This is a genomic window from Maricaulis salignorans (assembly GCF_900103475.1).
Classification (GTDB): Bacteria; Pseudomonadota; Alphaproteobacteria; order Caulobacterales; family Maricaulaceae; genus Maricaulis; species Maricaulis salignorans.
Map to the genome: position 1 here is coordinate 130,810 of NZ_FNHG01000005.1, position 18,217 is coordinate 149,026.

At 65.5% G+C, this 18,217-nt stretch carries 19 protein-coding genes and 1 other RNA gene; 6 read left to right on the forward strand and 14 right to left on the reverse strand.

The window, feature by feature from the left end; genetic code table 11:
• Window positions 1-104: 104 nt before the first annotated feature.
• Window positions 105-1,145: a glycosyltransferase family 2 protein gene (locus tag BLT42_RS06350; RefSeq protein WP_091768562.1), complete on the forward strand. Its 1,041-nt coding sequence runs from the start codon at window positions 105-107 to the stop codon at window positions 1,143-1,145.
• Here BLT42_RS06350 and BLT42_RS06355 read toward each other — a convergent pair.
• A complete protein-coding gene (locus BLT42_RS06355) occupies window positions 1,142-1,735 on the reverse strand; it encodes a hypothetical protein (protein ID WP_091768565.1) in 594 nt (197 codons plus the stop codon). The genes BLT42_RS06350 and BLT42_RS06355 overlap by 4 nt on opposite strands.
• Window positions 1,736-1,970: 235 nt before the next feature.
• Between BLT42_RS06355 and BLT42_RS06360 the strand changes: the two genes are divergently transcribed.
• The 4 genes from BLT42_RS06360 (at window position 1,971) to BLT42_RS06370 (ending at window position 3,518) form a co-directional block, all read left to right on the forward strand.
• The gene (locus tag BLT42_RS06360) at window positions 1,971-2,264 is read left to right on the forward strand and encodes a DUF4164 family protein (protein WP_091768568.1); all 294 of its coding nucleotides are present in this window, start codon (window positions 1,971-1,973) and stop codon (window positions 2,262-2,264) included.
• 6 nt (window positions 2,265-2,270) lie between these two features.
• Window positions 2,271-2,699 carry a cell division protein ZapA gene (locus BLT42_RS06365; protein WP_091768571.1) on the forward strand — a complete coding sequence of 143 codons (429 nt, stop codon included), beginning with the start codon at window positions 2,271-2,273 and terminating at the stop codon, window positions 2,697-2,699.
• A gap of 34 nt (window positions 2,700-2,733) precedes the next feature.
• Window positions 2,734-2,892, forward strand: a non-coding RNA gene (ssrS, locus tag BLT42_RS15375) — 6S RNA.
• Between the two features lie 2 nt (window positions 2,893-2,894).
• A complete protein-coding gene (locus BLT42_RS06370) occupies window positions 2,895-3,518 on the forward strand; it encodes a 5-formyltetrahydrofolate cyclo-ligase (RefSeq protein ID WP_091768574.1) in 624 nt (207 codons plus the stop codon).
• Between the two features lie 119 nt (window positions 3,519-3,637).
• Here the strand turns inward: BLT42_RS06370 and BLT42_RS06375 are convergent, their stop codons facing one another.
• The 10 genes from BLT42_RS06375 to cysG all read right to left on the reverse strand — a co-directional run bounded on the left by BLT42_RS06375 (window position 3,638) and on the right by cysG (window position 14,291).
• On the reverse strand, window positions 3,638-4,162 hold the full coding sequence (locus tag BLT42_RS06375) for a D-glycero-alpha-D-manno-heptose-1,7-bisphosphate 7-phosphatase (RefSeq protein WP_233342356.1): 525 nt from the start codon (window positions 4,160-4,162) through the stop codon (window positions 3,638-3,640).
• Window positions 4,155-5,615: a D-glycero-beta-D-manno-heptose-7-phosphate kinase gene (gene rfaE1 / locus BLT42_RS06380; RefSeq protein ID WP_091768580.1), complete on the reverse strand. Its 1,461-nt coding sequence runs from the start codon at window positions 5,613-5,615 to the stop codon at window positions 4,155-4,157. The genes BLT42_RS06375 and rfaE1 overlap by 8 nt, the downstream gene beginning before the upstream one ends.
• Before the next feature lie 84 nt (window positions 5,616-5,699).
• Complete coding sequence (locus tag BLT42_RS06385; RefSeq protein ID WP_091768583.1) at window positions 5,700-6,845, reverse strand: trans-sulfuration enzyme family protein; 1,146 nt, start codon at window positions 6,843-6,845, stop codon at window positions 5,700-5,702.
• Between the two features lies 1 nt (window position 6,846).
• Window positions 6,847-7,785 (reverse strand): homoserine O-succinyltransferase MetX, encoded by a 939-nt coding sequence (metX, locus tag BLT42_RS06390; protein ID WP_324609750.1) that lies wholly within the window; start codon window positions 7,783-7,785, stop codon window positions 6,847-6,849.
• Between the two features lie 179 nt (window positions 7,786-7,964).
• Entirely contained in the window at window positions 7,965-8,807 is an 843-nt protein-coding gene (locus tag BLT42_RS06395) for a ferredoxin--NADP reductase (protein WP_091768589.1), read from the reverse strand.
• A gap of 38 nt (window positions 8,808-8,845) precedes the next feature.
• Window positions 8,846-9,868: a cysteine synthase A gene (locus BLT42_RS06400; protein ID WP_267887696.1), complete on the reverse strand. Its 1,023-nt coding sequence runs from the start codon at window positions 9,866-9,868 to the stop codon at window positions 8,846-8,848.
• A 2-nt stretch (window positions 9,869-9,870) separates the two neighbouring features.
• Window positions 9,871-10,992, reverse strand: a complete 1,122-nt coding sequence (locus BLT42_RS06405; protein WP_091768595.1) for a phosphoadenylyl-sulfate reductase — start codon at window positions 10,990-10,992, stop codon at window positions 9,871-9,873.
• Window positions 10,979-12,616 carry a nitrite/sulfite reductase gene (locus tag BLT42_RS06410; RefSeq protein WP_091768598.1) on the reverse strand — a complete coding sequence of 546 codons (1,638 nt, stop codon included), beginning with the start codon at window positions 12,614-12,616 and terminating at the stop codon, window positions 10,979-10,981. Before BLT42_RS06410 ends, BLT42_RS06405 begins: the two co-directional genes overlap by 14 nt.
• Entirely contained in the window at window positions 12,616-12,909 is a 294-nt protein-coding gene (locus BLT42_RS06415; RefSeq protein WP_091768601.1) for a DUF2849 domain-containing protein, read from the reverse strand. Before BLT42_RS06415 ends, BLT42_RS06410 begins: the two co-directional genes overlap by 1 nt.
• A complete protein-coding gene (cysG, locus tag BLT42_RS06420) occupies window positions 12,906-14,291 on the reverse strand; it encodes a siroheme synthase CysG (protein WP_091768604.1) in 1,386 nt (461 codons plus the stop codon). The genes BLT42_RS06415 and cysG overlap by 4 nt, the downstream gene beginning before the upstream one ends.
• A 115-nt stretch (window positions 14,292-14,406) precedes the next feature.
• Between cysG and gcvA the strand changes: the two genes are divergently transcribed.
• Window positions 14,407-15,342 carry a transcriptional regulator GcvA gene (gene gcvA, locus BLT42_RS06425; protein ID WP_091768607.1) on the forward strand — a complete coding sequence of 312 codons (936 nt, stop codon included), beginning with the start codon at window positions 14,407-14,409 and terminating at the stop codon, window positions 15,340-15,342.
• Window positions 15,343-15,557: 215 nt separating this feature from the next.
• Here gcvA and BLT42_RS06430 read toward each other — a convergent pair whose 3' ends face one another.
• From BLT42_RS06430 to BLT42_RS06440, 3 genes are all read right to left on the reverse strand, one after another.
• Window positions 15,558-16,043, reverse strand: coding sequence for a hypothetical protein (locus BLT42_RS06430; RefSeq protein ID WP_091768610.1), 486 nt, complete (start codon window positions 16,041-16,043; stop codon window positions 15,558-15,560).
• 108 nt (window positions 16,044-16,151) lie between these two features.
• Window positions 16,152-16,871, reverse strand: a complete 720-nt coding sequence (locus BLT42_RS06435; protein WP_091768613.1) for a gamma-glutamyl-gamma-aminobutyrate hydrolase family protein — start codon at window positions 16,869-16,871, stop codon at window positions 16,152-16,154.
• Window positions 16,858-18,192: an ATP-grasp domain-containing protein gene (locus tag BLT42_RS06440; RefSeq protein ID WP_091768616.1), complete on the reverse strand. Its 1,335-nt coding sequence runs from the start codon at window positions 18,190-18,192 to the stop codon at window positions 16,858-16,860. Before BLT42_RS06440 ends, BLT42_RS06435 begins: the two co-directional genes overlap by 14 nt.
• Window positions 18,193-18,217 lie beyond the last annotated feature (25 nt).

Consider the following 18,217-nt stretch of genomic DNA (forward strand, 5'->3'; position numbering starts at 1 on the left):
GGGCCCTTGCGCCGGCCCTGCGCGCAACGGGATACTGGGCCTGGGCGGGCAAGAGTGGTAACGGTGCCCTCTCGTGACCCTGGCCCATTGTGCGGACTCGCCAAATGACACTTTCTGATACGGGATTGGACCGGCCGGTCGCGGATGTCGCGGTGCTGATTGTCGCCTATCGCAGCCGCGCGACGCTGGATCAGTGCATCGCCGCGCTGGCCGCGCAAACCGTGATGCCGCGCCAGGTCTTCGTGCTCGAGAACGGGTCGCCGGTGGATGAACGGATCGACCCGGCGATGCTGCCTGACTGGGTGAATTTCGTTGCAAGCGAGGACAATCTCGGTTTTGCCGGCGGCAATAACCGGCTCGCCGAAATGGCCGATTGCGAATGGCTGGCCCTGCTCAACCCCGATGCCTTTGCCCGGCCGGACTGGCTGGAGCAATTCCTCATCGCCGCGGATCGCTATCCGGATATCTCGCTGTTCGGCTCAACCCAGTATGCGGCCAATTATCCCGGCCTGCTCGATGGTGTCGGAGATGTCTATCATGCGACCGGCCTGGCCTATCGGGCCGGCTATATGCGCCCCGTCGCCCTTTTGCCTGATGATGGCGAGGTCTTCGCGATCTGCGGCGCGGCGGCCTTCTGGCGCCGCTGGGTGTTTGACGCGCTGGGCGGATTCGACGAGCGGTTCTTCTGCTATAACGAGGATGTCGACCTGGCCTACCGGGCGAAACTCCAGGGCTATCGGGCGGTGCAATTGCGCGATGCGGCGGTGGAACATCTCGGCTACGCGTCATCGGGACGGCGGTCGGAATTCGCGACCTATTACGGGGTGCGCAACCGGCTCTGGGTTTTCCTGAAGAATACGCCGGGATGGCTGTTCTGGGTGTTGAGCCCGCTGCATGCCGGCATCACCCTCCTGCTCTGGCTCTCGGCGGCGCGCTTCGGACAATTCACCGTGTTCGGCCGCGCTCTGGGCGATGCCCTCAAGGGGCGCCATGAGATGATGGCCTCGCGCCGGGAAATCCAGCGCGGCCGTGTGACCAGTGCATGGAAGATTGCGCGTGCGATGAGCTGGAATCCGGCCCGTCTGCTGACGCGTGCGCCAGATGTACGGCCGATCTCAGCCGCTCGGCCCGGCCCGTCAGACTAGCTGTCGGGGCAATCGGGCAGACGATCCAGTGCGGTCAGTTCGACGCGCTCGAGATCGATCGTATTGCGCTCGAAACCCCAGTCCGGCCACAGACCGATATAGCCGAATTCCCAGCTGCATGCCGAGGACGCGGCTTCAAGGGTGAAGGTCTCGAACTGATCGCCGGTTTCAACATGTTCGCCGGCCGTCTGCCCCACGCCCGGGGCGAAGAAATTGAGCCTCACCCCCGGCGCGCCAAATTCCGGCGCGGTGCGGACGGTGAAGCGCAGGCGGACGCGCCGGCCCTGGATTGCCTGGACTTCGCCGGGTGTCAGGGTGAAGAAGGCGCCGGCCGACTGGATACCGTCAAACGGGCCGCGTACGGCGTCGATGCGGGCGAATGTTTCCTCGCCCTCACGCAGGATGCGGGCGGTCAGGCCATTGCCGGTCGTGATGGCGTTGAGACTGTCGCCCTCGAACAGGATCCCGTCAGACAGGATTTCCTCGGGCGAGCGAACAGAATTATCGCCATAGCTCAGGGCACCCGCCACCATTCCGGCGGCGACCAGGGCTGCGATCGGGTAAAAGGCCCAGTCGGGCAGGCTATACATCGAAATTTCTGACCTGAAGATGCGGCGGAACACGGTTTCACTGTTTGGCGCGGATGCCGGGCCGGGTCAACGCTATCATCCGGGCTTGCACCGGGTGTCTGGCTGCGGATATTGGCCTCGCTTTCGCCCCGATCGGGTGCGACAAAACCGGGCATTGATCACCAGAGTCAAGGCGCGGGGCGACAAACTTGAGAGAACACTTGAACTTTGACGCAACGCAGCGGATTTTAGGGGCATGACGTCGCAAGCCAATTCCGCTGATGATCCCTTGCTGGCGGCCGTGACACGGCTCAACGGGGCATTGGCGCGTATTGAGGGGCAAACCAAGAAATTGCGTGGCCGCGTCGAACGCGCCGAGTCCGCCGCGATTGGTGCGCGCGACAGCGATGATGACCGGGCCCGCCTCGCCGATGCGCTTGATACAGCCAAGGCGCGCGAGCAGGCCCTGCAACAGGTTGCGCAGGAGACGTCGGAGGCGCTCGACCGGGCGATCGGCGAATTGCGTCTGTATGTAGACGAGGAGGTCTAGTCGGCTATGTCCAAGGTGGCGGTCACGCTCAATGGTCGGGTCTATACAATCGGCTGCGAAGAAGGCCAGGAGGCCTATCTGCGCGAGCTGGGCGGCTATCTCGACAGCAAGGTCACGGTGATGGCCGAACAGGTCGGGCAGATCGGTGATCTGCGCCTGGCCGTGATGGCGTCGCTGATTGTGGTCGACGAGCTGAAAGACGCCGAACGCCGCATCGAGACGCTGGAAGCCCAGCTCAAACAGCTGCAGTCCGAGACCCAGGGCTCCGATAGCGAGTATGGCGAGGAGCGCCAGCATCTGGCCGATCACCTGCTCAAGGCGGCCCAGCGGCTCGAGGCGCTGGCGGCCAGCCTGGACTTTCCCGAACGCGATCTCGATGCCGGTGAAACGCCGGCGCCTGAGCAGAAGATCCGATTTGCAGACGCCCGCACTTGAGCCGGACCCCGTTAGGCCTCACATAGGGGGTGGCGGTTATCTGCAGCGTGCGATGGGGCATAAATCCCACGGACCGTACATCACCACGAGGGAGCTGCCTCTGCTAGGGACCCTGGTCCTCTGTATGCGGCGCCCACCTGCACCGTCGGGTCAGTGGGGATTTACATGCCTTGCCGGCGCAGGTGGAGCCGCCACATGAATTTGCAGGCTCTCAAGTCTGATTTGCGACGGCGCGCCCTGGTGGCGCGCCAAAGCGCCCATGAGGCCGCACCGGACGCCGGCGAGCGGCTGGTTGAGCACTTCCCGTTTGAGCTTGTCACCCCCGGATCGGTTGTCTCGGCCTATTGGCCGCTGCCCGGCGAGATGGATCCGCGGCCGTTGATGGCGGCGCTGGAGGCGCGGGGCGCCTGTCTCGCCCTGCCGGTCGTTATCGGGGCGGGCCACCCCCTGGAATTTCGCGAATGGCGGTCCGGCGATCCGCTGCAGCGCCGTGCTTTCGGTCTGATGGAGCCCAGGGAAAACGCGCCGCAGCTTGTCCCGGATATCCTCCTGGTGCCCCTGCTGGCGATCGATCCCGACGGCAATCGGCTTGGTTTCGGGAAGGGCTATTATGATCGCACGCTCGCGGGGCTTCGCGCTTGTGGCGCTCCTGTGGCGGTAGGGCTGGCCTATGAAGCGCAGTGGGTGGCGGCGGTGCCGGTGGATGAGTTTGATCAGCCGCTGGACTGGGTGGTGACGGAAGGGCGGCGCGTGCGCTCAAGCGCTACGCCTAATCCCCCTTCAGACAACAGCTGGTCATCCCGGCCGGATGCCCGATGAACCTGCAACAATTCCGGCAATCGGCGGCGTCTCACACATCTCCCAAGACGAAGTGACCCCCTCAAACCTCCAGCGTCGAGCCGCGTAGCGGTTTTCGTGCGGACCGTGACGGGGGTGAGTTATTGTTCGGCCAGAATTATCGCCGCTGCCTCGACCAGATCCCTTGCCGTGAAATGTTCCGCCGGGGAGGCCAGCCGGTCAGCCGTGATCAGGATGCCGCGTGCGCCGACCGCGTCGGCCAGGCCGGTATCGCTGGACTTGTCACCGATCACCCAGGCCTGCGCCAATGGCAGGCCGGTGGCGGCTGCCGCTTCCACTGCCAGACCCGGCGCCGGTTTGCGGCAATCGCAGCCCTCGTCGGGGGCATGCGGGCACAGTGCGACATGGGCGATCTCGACACCGTGGGCGCCGAGCATGGCGAGGAGATGGTCATTGACGGTGTCGGCCTGTTCGCGGTCGAACATGCCACGGCCAATGCCGGACTGATTGGTGACAATGGCGAGAACAGCGCCGGCATCGCGCAATGCGGTCAGGCCGTCGAGGGCGCCGGGCAGGAATTCCAGACCCGCCGGGTCGCCGAGATAATGCCGGTCGATATTGATGGTGCCATCACGGTCGAGCAGGACGAGAAAGGGCTCACGCATCGGCATTGCGGCCGGCGCGGCCGATGGCGGCGGTGGTCGAATGACCGTCGAGCAAGGGGGCCAGCACCACACTGCCGCCGCGCGCCGTTACCACATCGCCGCCCACCACCGTATCGACGCTGTAATCGGCGCCCTTGACCAGAACGTCCGGCTGGATTGCGGTGATCGCGTCGAGCGGCGTGTCCTCGTCAAACACCACCACCAGATCGACATCGCGCAGGGCCGCCATTACGACCGCGCGGGCATGTTCATTCTGGACCGGGCGATCGGGCCCCTTGAGGCGTTTGACCGAGGCGTCCGAATTGATCGCGACGATCAACTTGTCGCCCTGGGCCCGCGCGAAGGCGAGCAGGCTGACATGGCCGGGATGGATGAGATCGAAACAGCCATTGGTGAAGACACAGCGCTGGCCGCTCGCCTGCCAGTCACGGCAGGCCCTGGCGGCGGCGGCGAGGTCGGCGATCTTGCCGCTTCCGGTATTGCCGGCATGCAGGCTGCGATGGAGTTCGGCAGCGCTGACCGTGGCGGTGCCGACCTTGCCGACGACAATCCCGGCCGCGCGATTGGCCAGTTCGGCCGCGATCTCGATCGGGGCCTTGCAGGCCAGTGCCAGGGCCAGTGCCGCGACGACGGTATCGCCGGCGCCGGAGACGTCGAACACCTCGCGTGCCGCGGTCGGCATGTGATGGATACTGCCATCGGCAGCGCACACCGTCATGCCCTGCGGACCGCGCGTGATGACGACGACGGGGGATCCGGTCTGCGCGGCGATCAGGGCCGCGGCCTCGCCGGCTCCGGCATCGCTCTGGCAGGAGATGCCGGTCGCCTCCTCGGCCTCCTTGGCATTGGGGGTGATGACCGTGGCCCCGCGATAGCGGGCGAGATCGCGCGATTTGGGGTCCGTGATCACCGGCAGGCCGCGCGTCCGGGCCATCTCCGCGGCGCGCGCAATCGTGGCCCGTGACAGGACGCCCTTGCCATAATCCGACAGGATCAGGGCGGCCGCGTCGTCCAGTTCGCGTTCGAGATGGGCGAACAGGGCTTCGATACTGGCCGCGGGCAGATCGACAATATCCTCCTCATCGACCCGCAGCATTTGCTGGTTCTTGGCGACGAAACGGTTCTTCACCGCGGTGCGGGCGATGTCGGTTCTGGCCAGATGCGGGGTGAGACCGGGTGTGTCGTCAGCGGCGGCGATCAGGGCCAGGCCGGCACTGTCATCACCGATGGCGCCGATCAGGGCCGCCCTGCCGCCGAGGCTGGCGATATTGCGTGCCACATTGCCGGCCCCGCCGACCATTTCCTCAACCCTCTGGGCGAGAAAGACCGGGGCCGGGGCCTCGGGCGAGATGCGGTTGCAGTCGCCGAACGTATAGCGGTCGAGCATGACATCGCCGAACACGACCAGCTTCACACCGGCAAAGGCATCAATCCATTCATTCCGTCTCGACATCAGGACCCCATGCCCGCATTGCGGATCGTCAAACCCGTTGGAGTCCAAGGTATAAGGCGAGGCGTGACCGAGTGAAAGGCCCGGCTACGGGACGAGCGCGCTGTCGAGATCACCGATCAGCTCGGCTGGCGCTTCCAGCCCGATCGAGAGGCGGATCAGGCTGTCGGAAATGCCGGCATCGCTGCGCGCCTGCGGCGTCATGGCGGCATGGGTCATCAGGGCCGGGATATTGGCCAGGCTTTCCACGCCGCCCAGCGACTGGGCCAGGGTGAAGAGTTTGAGCCGCTGCACGACATCGCGGGCATTGGCGACGCTGCCGGCCAGCTGGATCGAGATCAATTGCCCGAACCCGTCCTGTTGCCGCTTGGCCAGTTCATGGCCGGGATGGCCGGGCAGGCCGGGAAAGTCGACGGCCGCGATGCGCGGGTCAGCCTCGAGCCAGGCGGCAATTTCGGCGGCGGTTTCGCACTGGGCCTTTGCCCGCAGCGCCAGGGTGCGCAGGCCGCGCAGGGCAAGATAGCTGTCAAAGGCCGCGGCCCCGACGCCGGCGCAATTGCTCCACCAGACAAGATTGGCCAGCTTGCCGGCATCGGCGACACAGACGACGCCGCCAACCATGTCGGAATGGCCATTGAGAAGCTTGGTCACCGACTGGACGGAATAATCGGCGCCCCAGTCCAGCGGGCGCTGCAAGGCGGGCGACAGCACGGTATTATCGACTGCCAGCTCGGCACCGGCTTCGTGAGCCAGGTTGGACAAGGCGCGCAGGTCCGAGATGCGCAGGCGCGGATTGGACGGGGTTTCCACCAGCATGAGGGCAGTTGGTTCGGCCAGCGCGCGGGAGACGGCATCAATGTCTGTCGTGTCGACATAGACCGGGATCAACCGTCCGCCCCGGCCGCGTGCGTCGAGCAGGCGTCGGGTGCCGCCATAGGCGTCGTGGGAACAGATCACCCGGGCGCCGAAGGGCAGATCGTGCAGCAGGAGATCGATCGCGGCCATGCCGGAGCAGGTGACAACGGCGCCGGCGGCATGTTCCAGTTCGGCAATGGCTGCGGCCAGGGTCGAGCGCCCCGGATTGCCGGTGCGGGCATAGTCGAAGGCGGGCTGGACGGCGGGATCTTCGCGCCGGTAGGCGGTGGAGAGCGAGATGGGCGGGATGACCGCATTCCATGTCGCGTCGGTATTGAGGCCGGCGCGGATGGCGGCGGTGCGGGGGTCGCGGGCCATGTCAGCCTCCCAGAAAGCGGGTGATGGCGGCGGAGATCGCGGCGTCTTCCTTCAGGAAGGCATCATGGCCGTAGAGCGAATGGATGCGCTTGAGCGTGCCCATCGGCGTTGAGCGGGCGGCCTCGGCGATCTGCTCTGGCGGCACCAGCTGGTCCTCGGTCACGGCGAGATAGGTGACGGGACATTCCAGCCGGCCGGGGTCGATACAATGCTCATCCATCGAGCGTGACAGGGCGAGGAAGCGCTGCGGTGTCACCCGGGCCGCGAAGTCACGGCCGCGAGCCTCCAGATAGGCGACCACGCCGCTGGCGTCGCGGCAATCGGGCTCGGGGTCATAGAAACGGGATTCCAGCTCGATCGGGGTGCGATAGGTGGTCATGGCCAGACGGCGCGCCAGGTCGAGCCCGGCGCGGCCATCGCCATATTGCAGGGCCAGCTCGACCGTGTCGCGCTGGATTGAACGCCAGGCCCTGGCCATCGCCGAAGCCCGGTGACAGGCGCTGATGACCAGGAGTTTTTCCACCCGCTCGGGCGCCCGCACGGCCAGCGCCAGTCCGATCATGCCGCCATAGGAAGCGCCGACAATCGAGAAGGTTTCAATCCCCGCCGCATCTGCCAGCGCCAGAATGGCCCGCGCCTGGTCGTCCGTGCTCGGGAAGGGGGCGAGTTGATCGGCGAGAAAGTCAAAGGAGAGGATGCGCAGATGACGGGTGTCGAGCGCACAACCCGGTCCCGCCTGGGCCGCCCACCAGCCGGTTTCATGGCCAATCGACGCGACGGCCTGGTCCGAGGAGATCCCGCCCAGCACGAGGCAGACGGGCGCGCCGTCCGGTCCGGTCAGACGGCCACTGACACGCAGGGACGAAGCATCGGCGCCACGAAACGTGGCCGAGATATCATGGACGGGTGTGTCCACGGGGCGTTCAAGGGTGATCGGCATGCTGGATTCCGCTGGCGGAATAAAGCGGGCGCCGAATTTGGGGTCGAACGGGCGCGAGGAAGATCCGGGGGGAGAAACCCCGACGCCCATTCGATCCGCTTTAGCCGCATTTATTCCGCGCCCGCAAGCTGAACATCAAATCGGCGCGACTTCACACATAAAGATATGTTTATGTGTTGTCAATCCGTGGAAACAAAGGCCTTCTCGATCACGAAATCGGCCGGGGCCGCGTTCGAGCCCTCGATGAAATTCGCATCGAGGCAGATTTGTTTGACGTCCTTGAGCAGGCCTTCCGAGCCGCAAATCATCACCCGGTCAACCGTCGGGTCGAGGGCGGGCACGCCAAGCCGGGTCGCCAGTTCACCGGAGCGGATCATGTCGGTGACGCGGCCTTTGACGGGGCCGTCATCGCGGGTCACGGAGGTGAAGTGGACGAGTTTTTCGCGCGCCATTTCGCCGATCAGCTCGTCCTGCTTGGTCGCGGCCACCAGTTCCTCGCCATAGGTCAACTCGTCGAGCTGGCGGCAGGTATGGGTCAGGATGACTTCGTCGAACTTCTCATAGGTCTCCGGATCACGGATCAGGCTGGCGAAGGGGGCGATACCGGTGCCGGTCGAGATCATATAGAGGCGTTTGCCCGGCTTGAGGGCATCGAGCACCAGGGTTCCGGTCGGCTTGCGCCCGAGCAGGACTTCATCGCCGGGCTGGATGTGCTGCAGGCGCGAGGTCAGCGGGCCGTCGGCGACCTTGATCGAATAGAAGTCGAGCGCCTCGTCCCAGAAGGGGCTGGCGATGGAATAGGCGCGCAGCAGCGGTTTGCCGTCTTCCTTGGGCAGCCCGATCATGACGAATTCGCCGGAGCGGAAGCGGAAGGCGGCCGGGCGCGTCAGGCGGAATGAGAACAGCCGGTCGGTATAATGCTTGACCTCCAGCACCGTCTCGACCGTGAAGGGGCCGGGCTTGGCGGAGACGGCATTCTTTGCCGGAGCAGGTGTGGCGGGCACGGGAGCGGTCATCGTCATCGTCTTTTTCGCAATTTCAGGTCGGGGGCGTGCCGGCATCAGGCCGTGGCAGGCGAGGCTTCGGTATCGGTCCAGGGCGGAATCGGCAAGCCCCGGCTGGCGAGGAATTCCGGGTTGAACAGTTTGCCGGCATAGCGCGCACCGACATCGCACAACATGGTGACGATGGTCTTGCCCGGTCCCAGATCACGCGCCAGACGCATCGCACCGGCGATATTCACCCCGGCCGAACCGCCCAGCGACAGGCCTTCATGGCGCACCAGGTCATACAGGACGGGCAGCATTTCCGCGTCCTCGATCCGGTAGGCATGGTCGATCTTGAGCCCTTCCAGATTGCCGGTGATGCGGTTGACGCCAATGCCCTCGGTGATGGAGGAGCCTTCGCCGCGCAGCTCACCTTGGGTGTAATAGCTGTATAGCGCCGCACCAGCCGGGTCGGCGACGCCGATCGCGATCTCCGGCTTGAAGCTGCGCAGGCTCGCCGCAGTGCCCGCGAGAGTGCCACCGGTACCGGCAGCACAGATGAAGCCGTCAATGCGGCCACCCGTCTGCTGCCAGATCTCCGGCCCGGTCGATTTTTCGTGGGCGCGGCGATTGGCGAGATTGTCGAACTGATTGGCCCAGATCGCGCCGGCCGGATTGCTGGCATTGAGTTCTTCGGCGAGACGCCGGGAATAGTGCACGAAATGATTGGGGCTCGAAAACGGCGCCGCATCGACCTCGATCAGGCGCGCGCCGAAAGAGCGGATCGCCTGCTTTTTCTCATCACTCTGGGTGCGCGGCATCACGATGATGACCGGATAGCCGAGCGCGCCGCCGACCAGGGCCAGGCCGATACCGGTATTGCCGGCCGTGCCTTCCACAATCGTGCCGCCGGGGCGCAAAGTGCCGTCGGCTTCCGCTTCACGCACGATATTGAGCGCGGCGCGGTCCTTCACCGAACCGCCCGGATTGAGAAATTCGGCCTTGCCGAGAATCTCGCAGCCGGTGGCGTCCGATGGGCCGTCCAGCCGGATCAGCGGGGTGGAGCCAATCAGGTCGAGAATATGCGAATAGGCCATGGTCATTTTCTTTCTGGTCGAACCGCAGCGCCTTGCGCCGGCGCGTGGATGCCGCATTCCGTCTTGTCCTGGCCGGGCCAGCGCCCCGCGCGCAGACCGCCGCCGCCATAGGCAGGAGCCGTGCAGGTCCAGCATCCAATCGAGCTATACCCCATATCGGCCAATGGGTGACGCGGCAAATCATGCGTCTGGAAATAGGCCTGGATCTGTTCCGCCGACCAATTGGCCAGGGGATTGACCCGCAGGCCGTCGGCGACCCGCTCGACCACGGGCAGCTCGGTCCGGGCGCCGCCATGGAAGCGCTTGCGACCGGTCACCAGGGCGTCGAAACCGTCCAGCGCCCGCGCCAGTGGACGCACCTTGCGCAGGGCGCAGCAGGCATCGGCATCGCGTTGCCACAGATAGCCGTCACCATCCTCTTCGCGCGCCTCGGCGGCATCGGGTTTAAGGACGCGTAGATTGGTCAGATTCAGGCGTTCGGTCAGGGTGCGCAGATATTGTTCGGTCTGGGCGAAGTGACGTCCGGTATCGAGAAAGAAGACCGGGGTGGCCGGATCGATCCGGGAGATCAGGTGCAGGCTGACGGCCGCTTCGGTTCCAAAGGAGGAGAGCAGGGCAATCCGGCCGCGCCAGGTCGTCTCGATCGCATCGCGCAGGATTTCCAGCGCATCGCTCTGGCGGTAACGCGCATTGAGCCGCTCGAGATCATCGCCTTCCCGATTGCGCAGCTCCGTAATGGTCGCGATGGCGTCACTGGCTGGCTGGTAGACGACCGAAAAGCGCTGCTCGGCCTTCGCCCAGTCGGCGGCGAGATCGCTGCGGTCCGGGGTGATGGCGTCAAAGCCGACGCGTTTGAGATAGCGGGCCTGGTCCGGGATCAGATCGCCGGTGGCGCGCAGACGGCCCTGATAGTGCAGCCGGGTGCGCAATTGCGTCGCCAGGGTGAAGCCGCGCCCGTCCTTGAAACTGGCAAAGCGGATATCGACCTGGACCGCGCTGCGGATCTGTTCGCCCACCGCGCGCCAGTCGGCATCGCCGGGCAGTTCGACAACGACACCGCCACCCGAAGCCAGTTGCGCCATCGCATTGCGATCGGTTTCCGGCGCGAAATCACTGCGCAACATAGATGGCCTCCTTGAACGCGTCGGCACCGGTGCGGCGCAGCGTGTCGATAAACGTCTCGCTTCCGCGTCGAAGCTGAAGATAGGTTTCGAGTATCCGGGCGATGGCGTCAGGCACATCGTCGCCTGCCAGGCCCTTGCCGACGATGCCGCCGATTGCCGCATCCTTGCCGAAGGCGCCGCCCAGCGTGATCTGGTAATATTCCTCACCGCGCTTATCGAGGCCGAGCACGCCGATATTCGCGACATGGTGATGGCCGCAGGCATTGATGCAGCCATCGACCTTGATCGTGACATCGCCGGCCGCCTCGCTCAGCCCGGCGACTTCGAGCCGCTTGGCGATCGCCTGGGCAATCGGGATCGAGCGCGCCGTGGCGAGGCTGCAATAATCCATGCCGGGGCAGGAGACGATATCGGTCGCGAGCCCGGCATTGGGTGTCGCCAGGCCGGCGGATTTCAGGGCCAGCCAGAGCGGGTGAAGATCCTCATTGTGGACATGCGGCAAGAGGAGGTTTTGTTCCGGCGTGACGCGGATCTCGTCGAGACCATAGCGGGCCGTGAGGTCGGCGATGATGTCGAGCTGTTCGTCCGTGGCATCGCCGGGCGTGCCGCCAATCGGTTTCAGCGAGATCACAATGCTGGACAGGCCGTCGACCCGGTGGGCGCGGCGATTGCGCTTGAGCCAGTGACGAAAGCCCGGCTCGCCGGCCTCGGGCAGGGGCGCAGGATTATGGATCGAGGGCGTGCCGAAAAAGCTGCGGATGCGGGCAATCTCCGCGTCGGGCAATCGCAGCTCGCTATCGCGGATCGCTTCGAATTCTTCCTCGACCTCGGCGATGAAGGCCTCGGCGCCCAGCGCCTCGACCAGGATCTTGATGCGCGCCTTGTACATGTTGTCGCGGCGGCCATGCTGGTTATAGACGCGCAGCACGGCGGTCAGATAGCTGAGCAGGTCGCGCGGCTCGAGGAAGTCGCGCGTCTTGACGGCGAGCCGCGGCGTGCGGCCCTGACCGCCCCCGACCCAGACTTCAAAACCGGTCTGGCCGAGCGCATCGCGCACGATTTGCAGGCCGATATCATGGACCCGCAAACCGGCGCGATCCTCGGCGGCACCATTGACGGCGATCTTGAACTTGCGTGGCAGGAAGGTGAATTCCGGGTGCAGGCTCGACCATTGCCGGATGATCTCGGCCCAGGGGCGCCCATCCTCGATCTCGTCGGCGGCGGCACCGGAATAGGGATCGGCGGTGGTATTGCGGATGCAATTGCCCGAGGTCTGGATCGCGTGCATCTCGACCGCAGCCAGCTCTTCGAGAATGGCGGGTACATCGGTCAGGGCCGGCCAGTTGAACTGGATATTGGTGCGCGTGGTGAAATGGCCATAGCCGCGATCATAGTGGCGGGCGATGCGCGCCAGCGTGCGGACCTGGGCGCTGTTGAGCGTGCCATAGGGAATGGCGACGCGCAGCATATAGGCGTGCAGCTGGAGATAGACGCCATTCATCAGCCGCAGCGGCTTGAACTCGTCCTCGCTCAGGCGGCCATCAAGACGGCGCTCGATCTGGTCGCGAAACTCACCAATGCGTTCGCGCACCAGCGTCGCGTCATATTCATCATAGCGATACATCAGGCGGCCCGATCATGATTTGCGGGTTCGATCAGGCGGATCGTGCCCGATGTCGGCCCGTCAATGCGGATGCCTTCGCGGCGCCATTTCTGGCCGGCCGGGGCATGCTCGCCCAGCTCGATCAGATAGGGCCCGACGGCGATGCCGGATTCGCGCCCGGCCTGGGCGAGCACGGTCTCTGCTGCGTAATCGTCGAGCGGTTGGGCGTCCTGGAAACGGGTCGACCACTGGCCTTGCGCGGTGCGGTAGATCACGCGGCCGTCGGTGAGGCGATTGGCGGTAATGGCTTTCATGCGAATTGCTCCTGACGCTGGGGCAGGCGGGCGGAAAAGGCCGCCGTCTCGCCGATAATGATGATGGTCGGGCCGCTGATCGCTTCGCGCACGACCAGGCCGGCGAGATCGCCGAGCGTACCGGTGAAGCGGCGCTCGCCATCGCTCGACCCGTTCTCGATCAGGGCGATGGGTGTTTGCGGTGCGCGGCCATGTGCAAGCATCTTGCTCTGGATCCCGGGCGCCGCACCGACGCCCATATAGAAGACGGCGGTGCTGTTGGAGGCGGCGAGGGCGCGATAGTCCGCATCGGGTCCATCCTGTTTGACGACACCGGAGGCGAAGGTGACCGATTGGGCATGGTCGCGATGGGTCAGCGGAATGCCGGCCGAAGCGGCGCAGGCCATGGCGGCGGTGATGCCGGGCGTTACCTGGACCTCGATCCCGGCGGCACGCACGGCTTCCAGCTCTTCGCCGCCGCGCCCGAAAATGAAGGGGTCGCCGCCCTTGAGGCGAACGACGCGCAGGCCTTTGGCGGCGTGTTCGATCAATGTCTCTTCGATGGATTGTTGCGGCACCGGGTGGTGACCCTTGGTCTTGCCGACATCGATGCGGATGGCGTCGCGGCGAGCCAGATCGAGCACACCGGCGCTGACCAGACGGTCATGCACGATGACATCGGCTTCGCGCAGCAGGCGCGCCGCCTTCAGCGTCAACAGGTCGGGATCGCCCGGGCCGGCACCGACCAGATGGACAATGCCCGTCGCCGGTTCGGCGCTGCCATTGAGGGCGCGCATCATTTCGCGGCGGGCGCCGGCCCTGTCGCCGGACAGCGCCAGGTCGCGGGCCTTGCCGCGCAGGGCCATCTCCCAGAAGGCGCGGCGGTCGTCGAAGCGCTTGATCACGGACTTCACCGTGCCGCGCAGTTCGCGGGCGAGATCGGCCAGCACGCCGATGCGGGCCGGGATCAGGGTTTCGATGGCGGCGCGAATATCGACCGACAGGACCGGCGCGGCACCGCCCGAAGCGATGGAGATGACGATGCCGTCGCGATCGACAATCGCCGGGGTCTGGAAATCGGAGGCGGCGGGCGAGTCGACGATATTGACCAGCACGCCCAGTTCGCGGGCCGTGGCGGCCAGTTCGGCAATCGCCTCCGGCTCACCGCCGGCAATGAAAAGCAACATCGCGCCATGAAGGTCAGACCGGATCGGCTCCCGGTCCATAACCGTTGCATACTGGGCAATATCCGCAGGTACAGGATCGGCCCCATGGCCGGTGAACCACTTCAACCGGGCCGGGGAGGTGACAAACAGGCGTGCCTTGGCTTCGGCCATCGGGCCATGGCCCGTGACGATCACCGTACGACCTTCCAAGGGCATGGAGGCTGGGAAAACACGCATCTGACAAATCCAATCCTGCGCCCTCATGGCGCGACACCTGCAATATTTCTATTGGGTGGGCCGAATTCAAACGATGATAATTGCCATTATCGATTAGAAAATCTAAACAGTTCCCATGGCCCAGACCTCACGCCTTCCCCCGCTCAATGCCCTGCGCGCCTTCGAGGCCGCCGCGCGGCTTGAAAGCTTCTCCCGCGCGGCCGACGAACTCGCCGTCACGCCCGGTGCGATCAGTCAGCAGATCCGGCTGCTGGAAGACCATGTCGGCACGCCACTCTTCACCCGTCAGGGCCGCGGCCTCGCCCTGACCGATGCCGGACGCGCCGCCGCCAATACCGCCAGCGACGCCTTCGACATGCTCGAGCGCGCCGTCTCCCTGATGCGGCGCCCGGCGATGAAGCGCAGCCTGACCGTCTCGGTCTCACCCTCCTTCGCCGGCAAATGGCTGGCCCCGCGCCTGCACCGTTTCCAGGACGCGCATCCGGGCATCGAGGTCTGGATCTCCGCCGCCAGCGAACGCGTCGACCTCGCCGCCGGCGCCGCCGATCTGGCGATCCGCTATGGTCCGGGCGGCGATATGACACTGAATGAGGAACGCCTGCTGACCGAGGAAGTCCTTCCCGTCTGCTCACCGGATCTGCTCCATGACGGCAAACCCCTGGTGCGCCCGCGCGATCTGGCCGGCCATACCCTGCTCCACGACGCCTCACCGGAAAGCGATGTCGACGGCGCCGACTGGGCCTCCTGGCTCAAGGCGCGGCGTGTGCGCGGTATCGATGTGTCGGGCGGTGTGCGCTTCAACCAGTCCGCCCTGGTGATCGACAGCGCCGTGGCCGGCCGCGGCGTCGCCCTGGCCAAGCGCACCCTGGTCCAGAATGATCTCGCCGCCGGCCGGCTCGTTGCGCTCTTCTCGGATGGGGCTTCACCGGTGCGTTCGGCCTATCATGTCGTCACGGCGAAGAACCGGCCGCTCAGCGCCGACGCGCAAAGCTTTATCGCCTGGCTGAAGGCCGAGGCACGGCATCATGAAAGTTCGGTGGATGAGTTGTGAGGGGCATGCCTCTTTCCTTCCCGGTTTACCGGGAAGGGGGACCCTCCGTCGCCGAAGGCTATGGAGGGTGGAGGGGGCCGACGCGCGGCAGCGCGGCGGTGTCCGACACCAACGTCTCCCCGCAGCCTGCGGCTGCGGCCCCATCGGCTCCTGCTTCGCCAAGGCTATGCAGGGCCCGCTTCCCCGCCGGGGCGGGGAAGAAAGCGGCGTCGCCGTCAGACGCCCGCACCATCCCGCCCGGTCTCCCACGCCGCAATTTTCGCTTTCACCGTCTCACTGGCCTGGTCTTCCTGGCCGGGGATGACGGCGCGGTCGCGATTGGCCCAGGGGGCGAAGGGCCAGAAGATGACGGCAAGGCCGCAGCCCAGCGCTCCCAGGGCGACAAGGACGAGCAGGCCGATCATGACCACGCCGCTGGAGCCGAAGATCGCGACGATTGCCCAGGCAATGCCGAGGCAGACGGCCAGCCCGGCGAGATAGGTTGCGAGATTGGTCCAGTGCTGTTTGCGCATGGCGGGCGAGAGCTGTTTGCAGGACGGGCAGGGCACGACATCGACGCCGTGCTCGATTTTCTTGCGTATATCAGCGTCGAAATCGCCGCCGCCCTCTTTCACCTCGATCTCGTCGAAATAATAATACCCCGTCTGGCAGGACGGACACTGTGTCTCACGGCGGATATCGGCTTTGTAAACGCGTCCCATCTCTCTGTTCCTGCTGGTTTTTCTGACTGAAGCCTGTGCGTCGGTGGATGGTAGGTCGACCGGCAGGGAAATGTCGAGAGGGAATGGGCCGGCCTGCCTCCGCACCGCTCAACGTCCCCGGCACCGGTCGACGAAATAACGGAATAGCGATCTTGCGGTCGTCTGGTGCAGCAAGAGCTCGGGATGGTATTGCACGCCCATGCGCAGCGCCGGCGCCTCGGCCTCGATGCCCTGGATGCCGTCGCTGGCGCGTTCCCTTGCGACGACGGTGAAGCCGGGCGCCGGGTTTCGCACGGCCTGGCGGTGCAGGCTGTTGACCTCGAGCGTGGTTGAGCCGGTGGCTGCCGCCAGGTGCGAGCCGGGCTCGATGCGGATGGGTTTGCGGAAAATCATGTAACCGATGGTGCTGGTCGGCCATGTGGCGATGATGTCCGGGTCGAGGCTCTGGTGCAGATCGCCGCCGGCATGGACGTTGAGCATTTGCAGGCCGCGGCAAATGCCGAAGGCCGGCACGCGGGCGGTGTCGGCCCAGTCCATCCAGCACCATTCCAGGTCATCGCGGTCGTTATCAAATTGTGCCTTGAAGCTCTCATCGCCGGCATAGCGTGCCGGGTGGATGTCGAGCCCGCCGCCCAGTATCAGCCCGTCGGGCATCGCTCCGTCCATCGCGTCCGGCAGGCGGGTCAGGCGGATCGAGCGGCCACCGGCCATCCAGATCGCCAGCCGCAGCAGAAAGGCGACGCCGTGATCGCCCTGCGTGCCGACGGTGAAGCCGATCAGCGGTTTGCGGTGTGCATCGGGATGCGTCATGTCCTCAATCGGGGTCATTTTTCACTTCGGCCGGCAAAGTGCCATGGCGCAGAAGATGCGAGAGGATGAAAAGCGAACCGAGCGCTGCCGTGCCCGCTTCCTCGACACTGATATCGGCCTCCGCGCCCTCCGCGCGCTTGCCACGCTCCAGGGCGGCGCTGATATCCTCCTTGAGGGTTTCGAAATCGGTCATGTCGCGCCACAGCCGGGCAATCCGGTGCTGCACGGTGAGGTCAGAGCGCGCCAGCGTGTTCCAGCTATCCTCGATCTGGGCGAAATAATCCGCCTCATCCAGGCTCGACCCGGTCAGCCCGGCCAGCCACAGGAAGGGGAGTTTGGAGCGATAGCCGATTTGCGGCTGGCCCGGCTCGGGCATCGGCTCGCCGAGCGCCTGTCTGGCGAGCAGGAGCGGGTAATCGACGCCGGAATGCACCGAATGCGTGATGCCGGCCCAGAGCCGGGCATTGATCTCGATCAGCATCGGCGTGTCGGCCGCATCGCCGCTCCAGCGGAAATCGGCCTGCAGCGTGCCGGTCCAGCCCGAGGCTTCGGCGAGGCGTTCCATCGCAGCCTTGAAGGGCGTCGCCTCGACGGTTTCGCGCAGCGCGCCGGCGCCATTGTGCGGCGGGTATTGTTCCAGATTGCGGTAGGCCGAGATCGCAAACGCCGTCTTGCCGTCAGCCATCGCGGTGACGCAATAATCCTCGCCTTCCACCATGGCTTGCAGCAATTGCGTCCCGCTGCGGGTCGCCAGTTCGTGTTCAAGCCCGGCTTCGGTTTGCACCAGCAGGACGCCGCGCCCGCCCACGCCCTCCGCCGGTTTGATGATCAGCGGCGGCGTGTTGCGGAACGCCCCTGTCGCGCCGGTACAGGGCGCCTCGACCACATCGGTCGCCGGTGCGGGCACGCCCCATTTTTCTACCGAGCGGGCGAGGCGGTCCTTGGGGTGAACCTGGTCGATCGAGGCCATGGATGTCGCCGCAATGGTGACGCCTTCGGGGAAACGGTCGCGGTGGAGCGACAGGAGTGGCGCGTCCTCAAAGACGGGCATGAGGAGAACGGGCCCCTCATCGAGAAATTCCCGGCTCAGCGCGATCAGCGCTTCGACATAGGCTTCCGGCTCGGTATTGGAGTCCGGCACGCGGCGGATATCGTCGCAAAGTTTGGAAAAACCCAGCACCGTCCATTCGACGCTGTCGACGCCGATCAGCTTGCCGGCGATAGGCCGCAGGGACTGTCCAACAGTCAGCGCCATCAGGGAGCGGGCATAGGTGAGGATGATGGTCGGTTTCGTCATGCTGTGGCCCTTGATCGCCGGATTGAGGCGCGAAGCTAGCATGGATTCGGCGGGCGAAACGAATGCC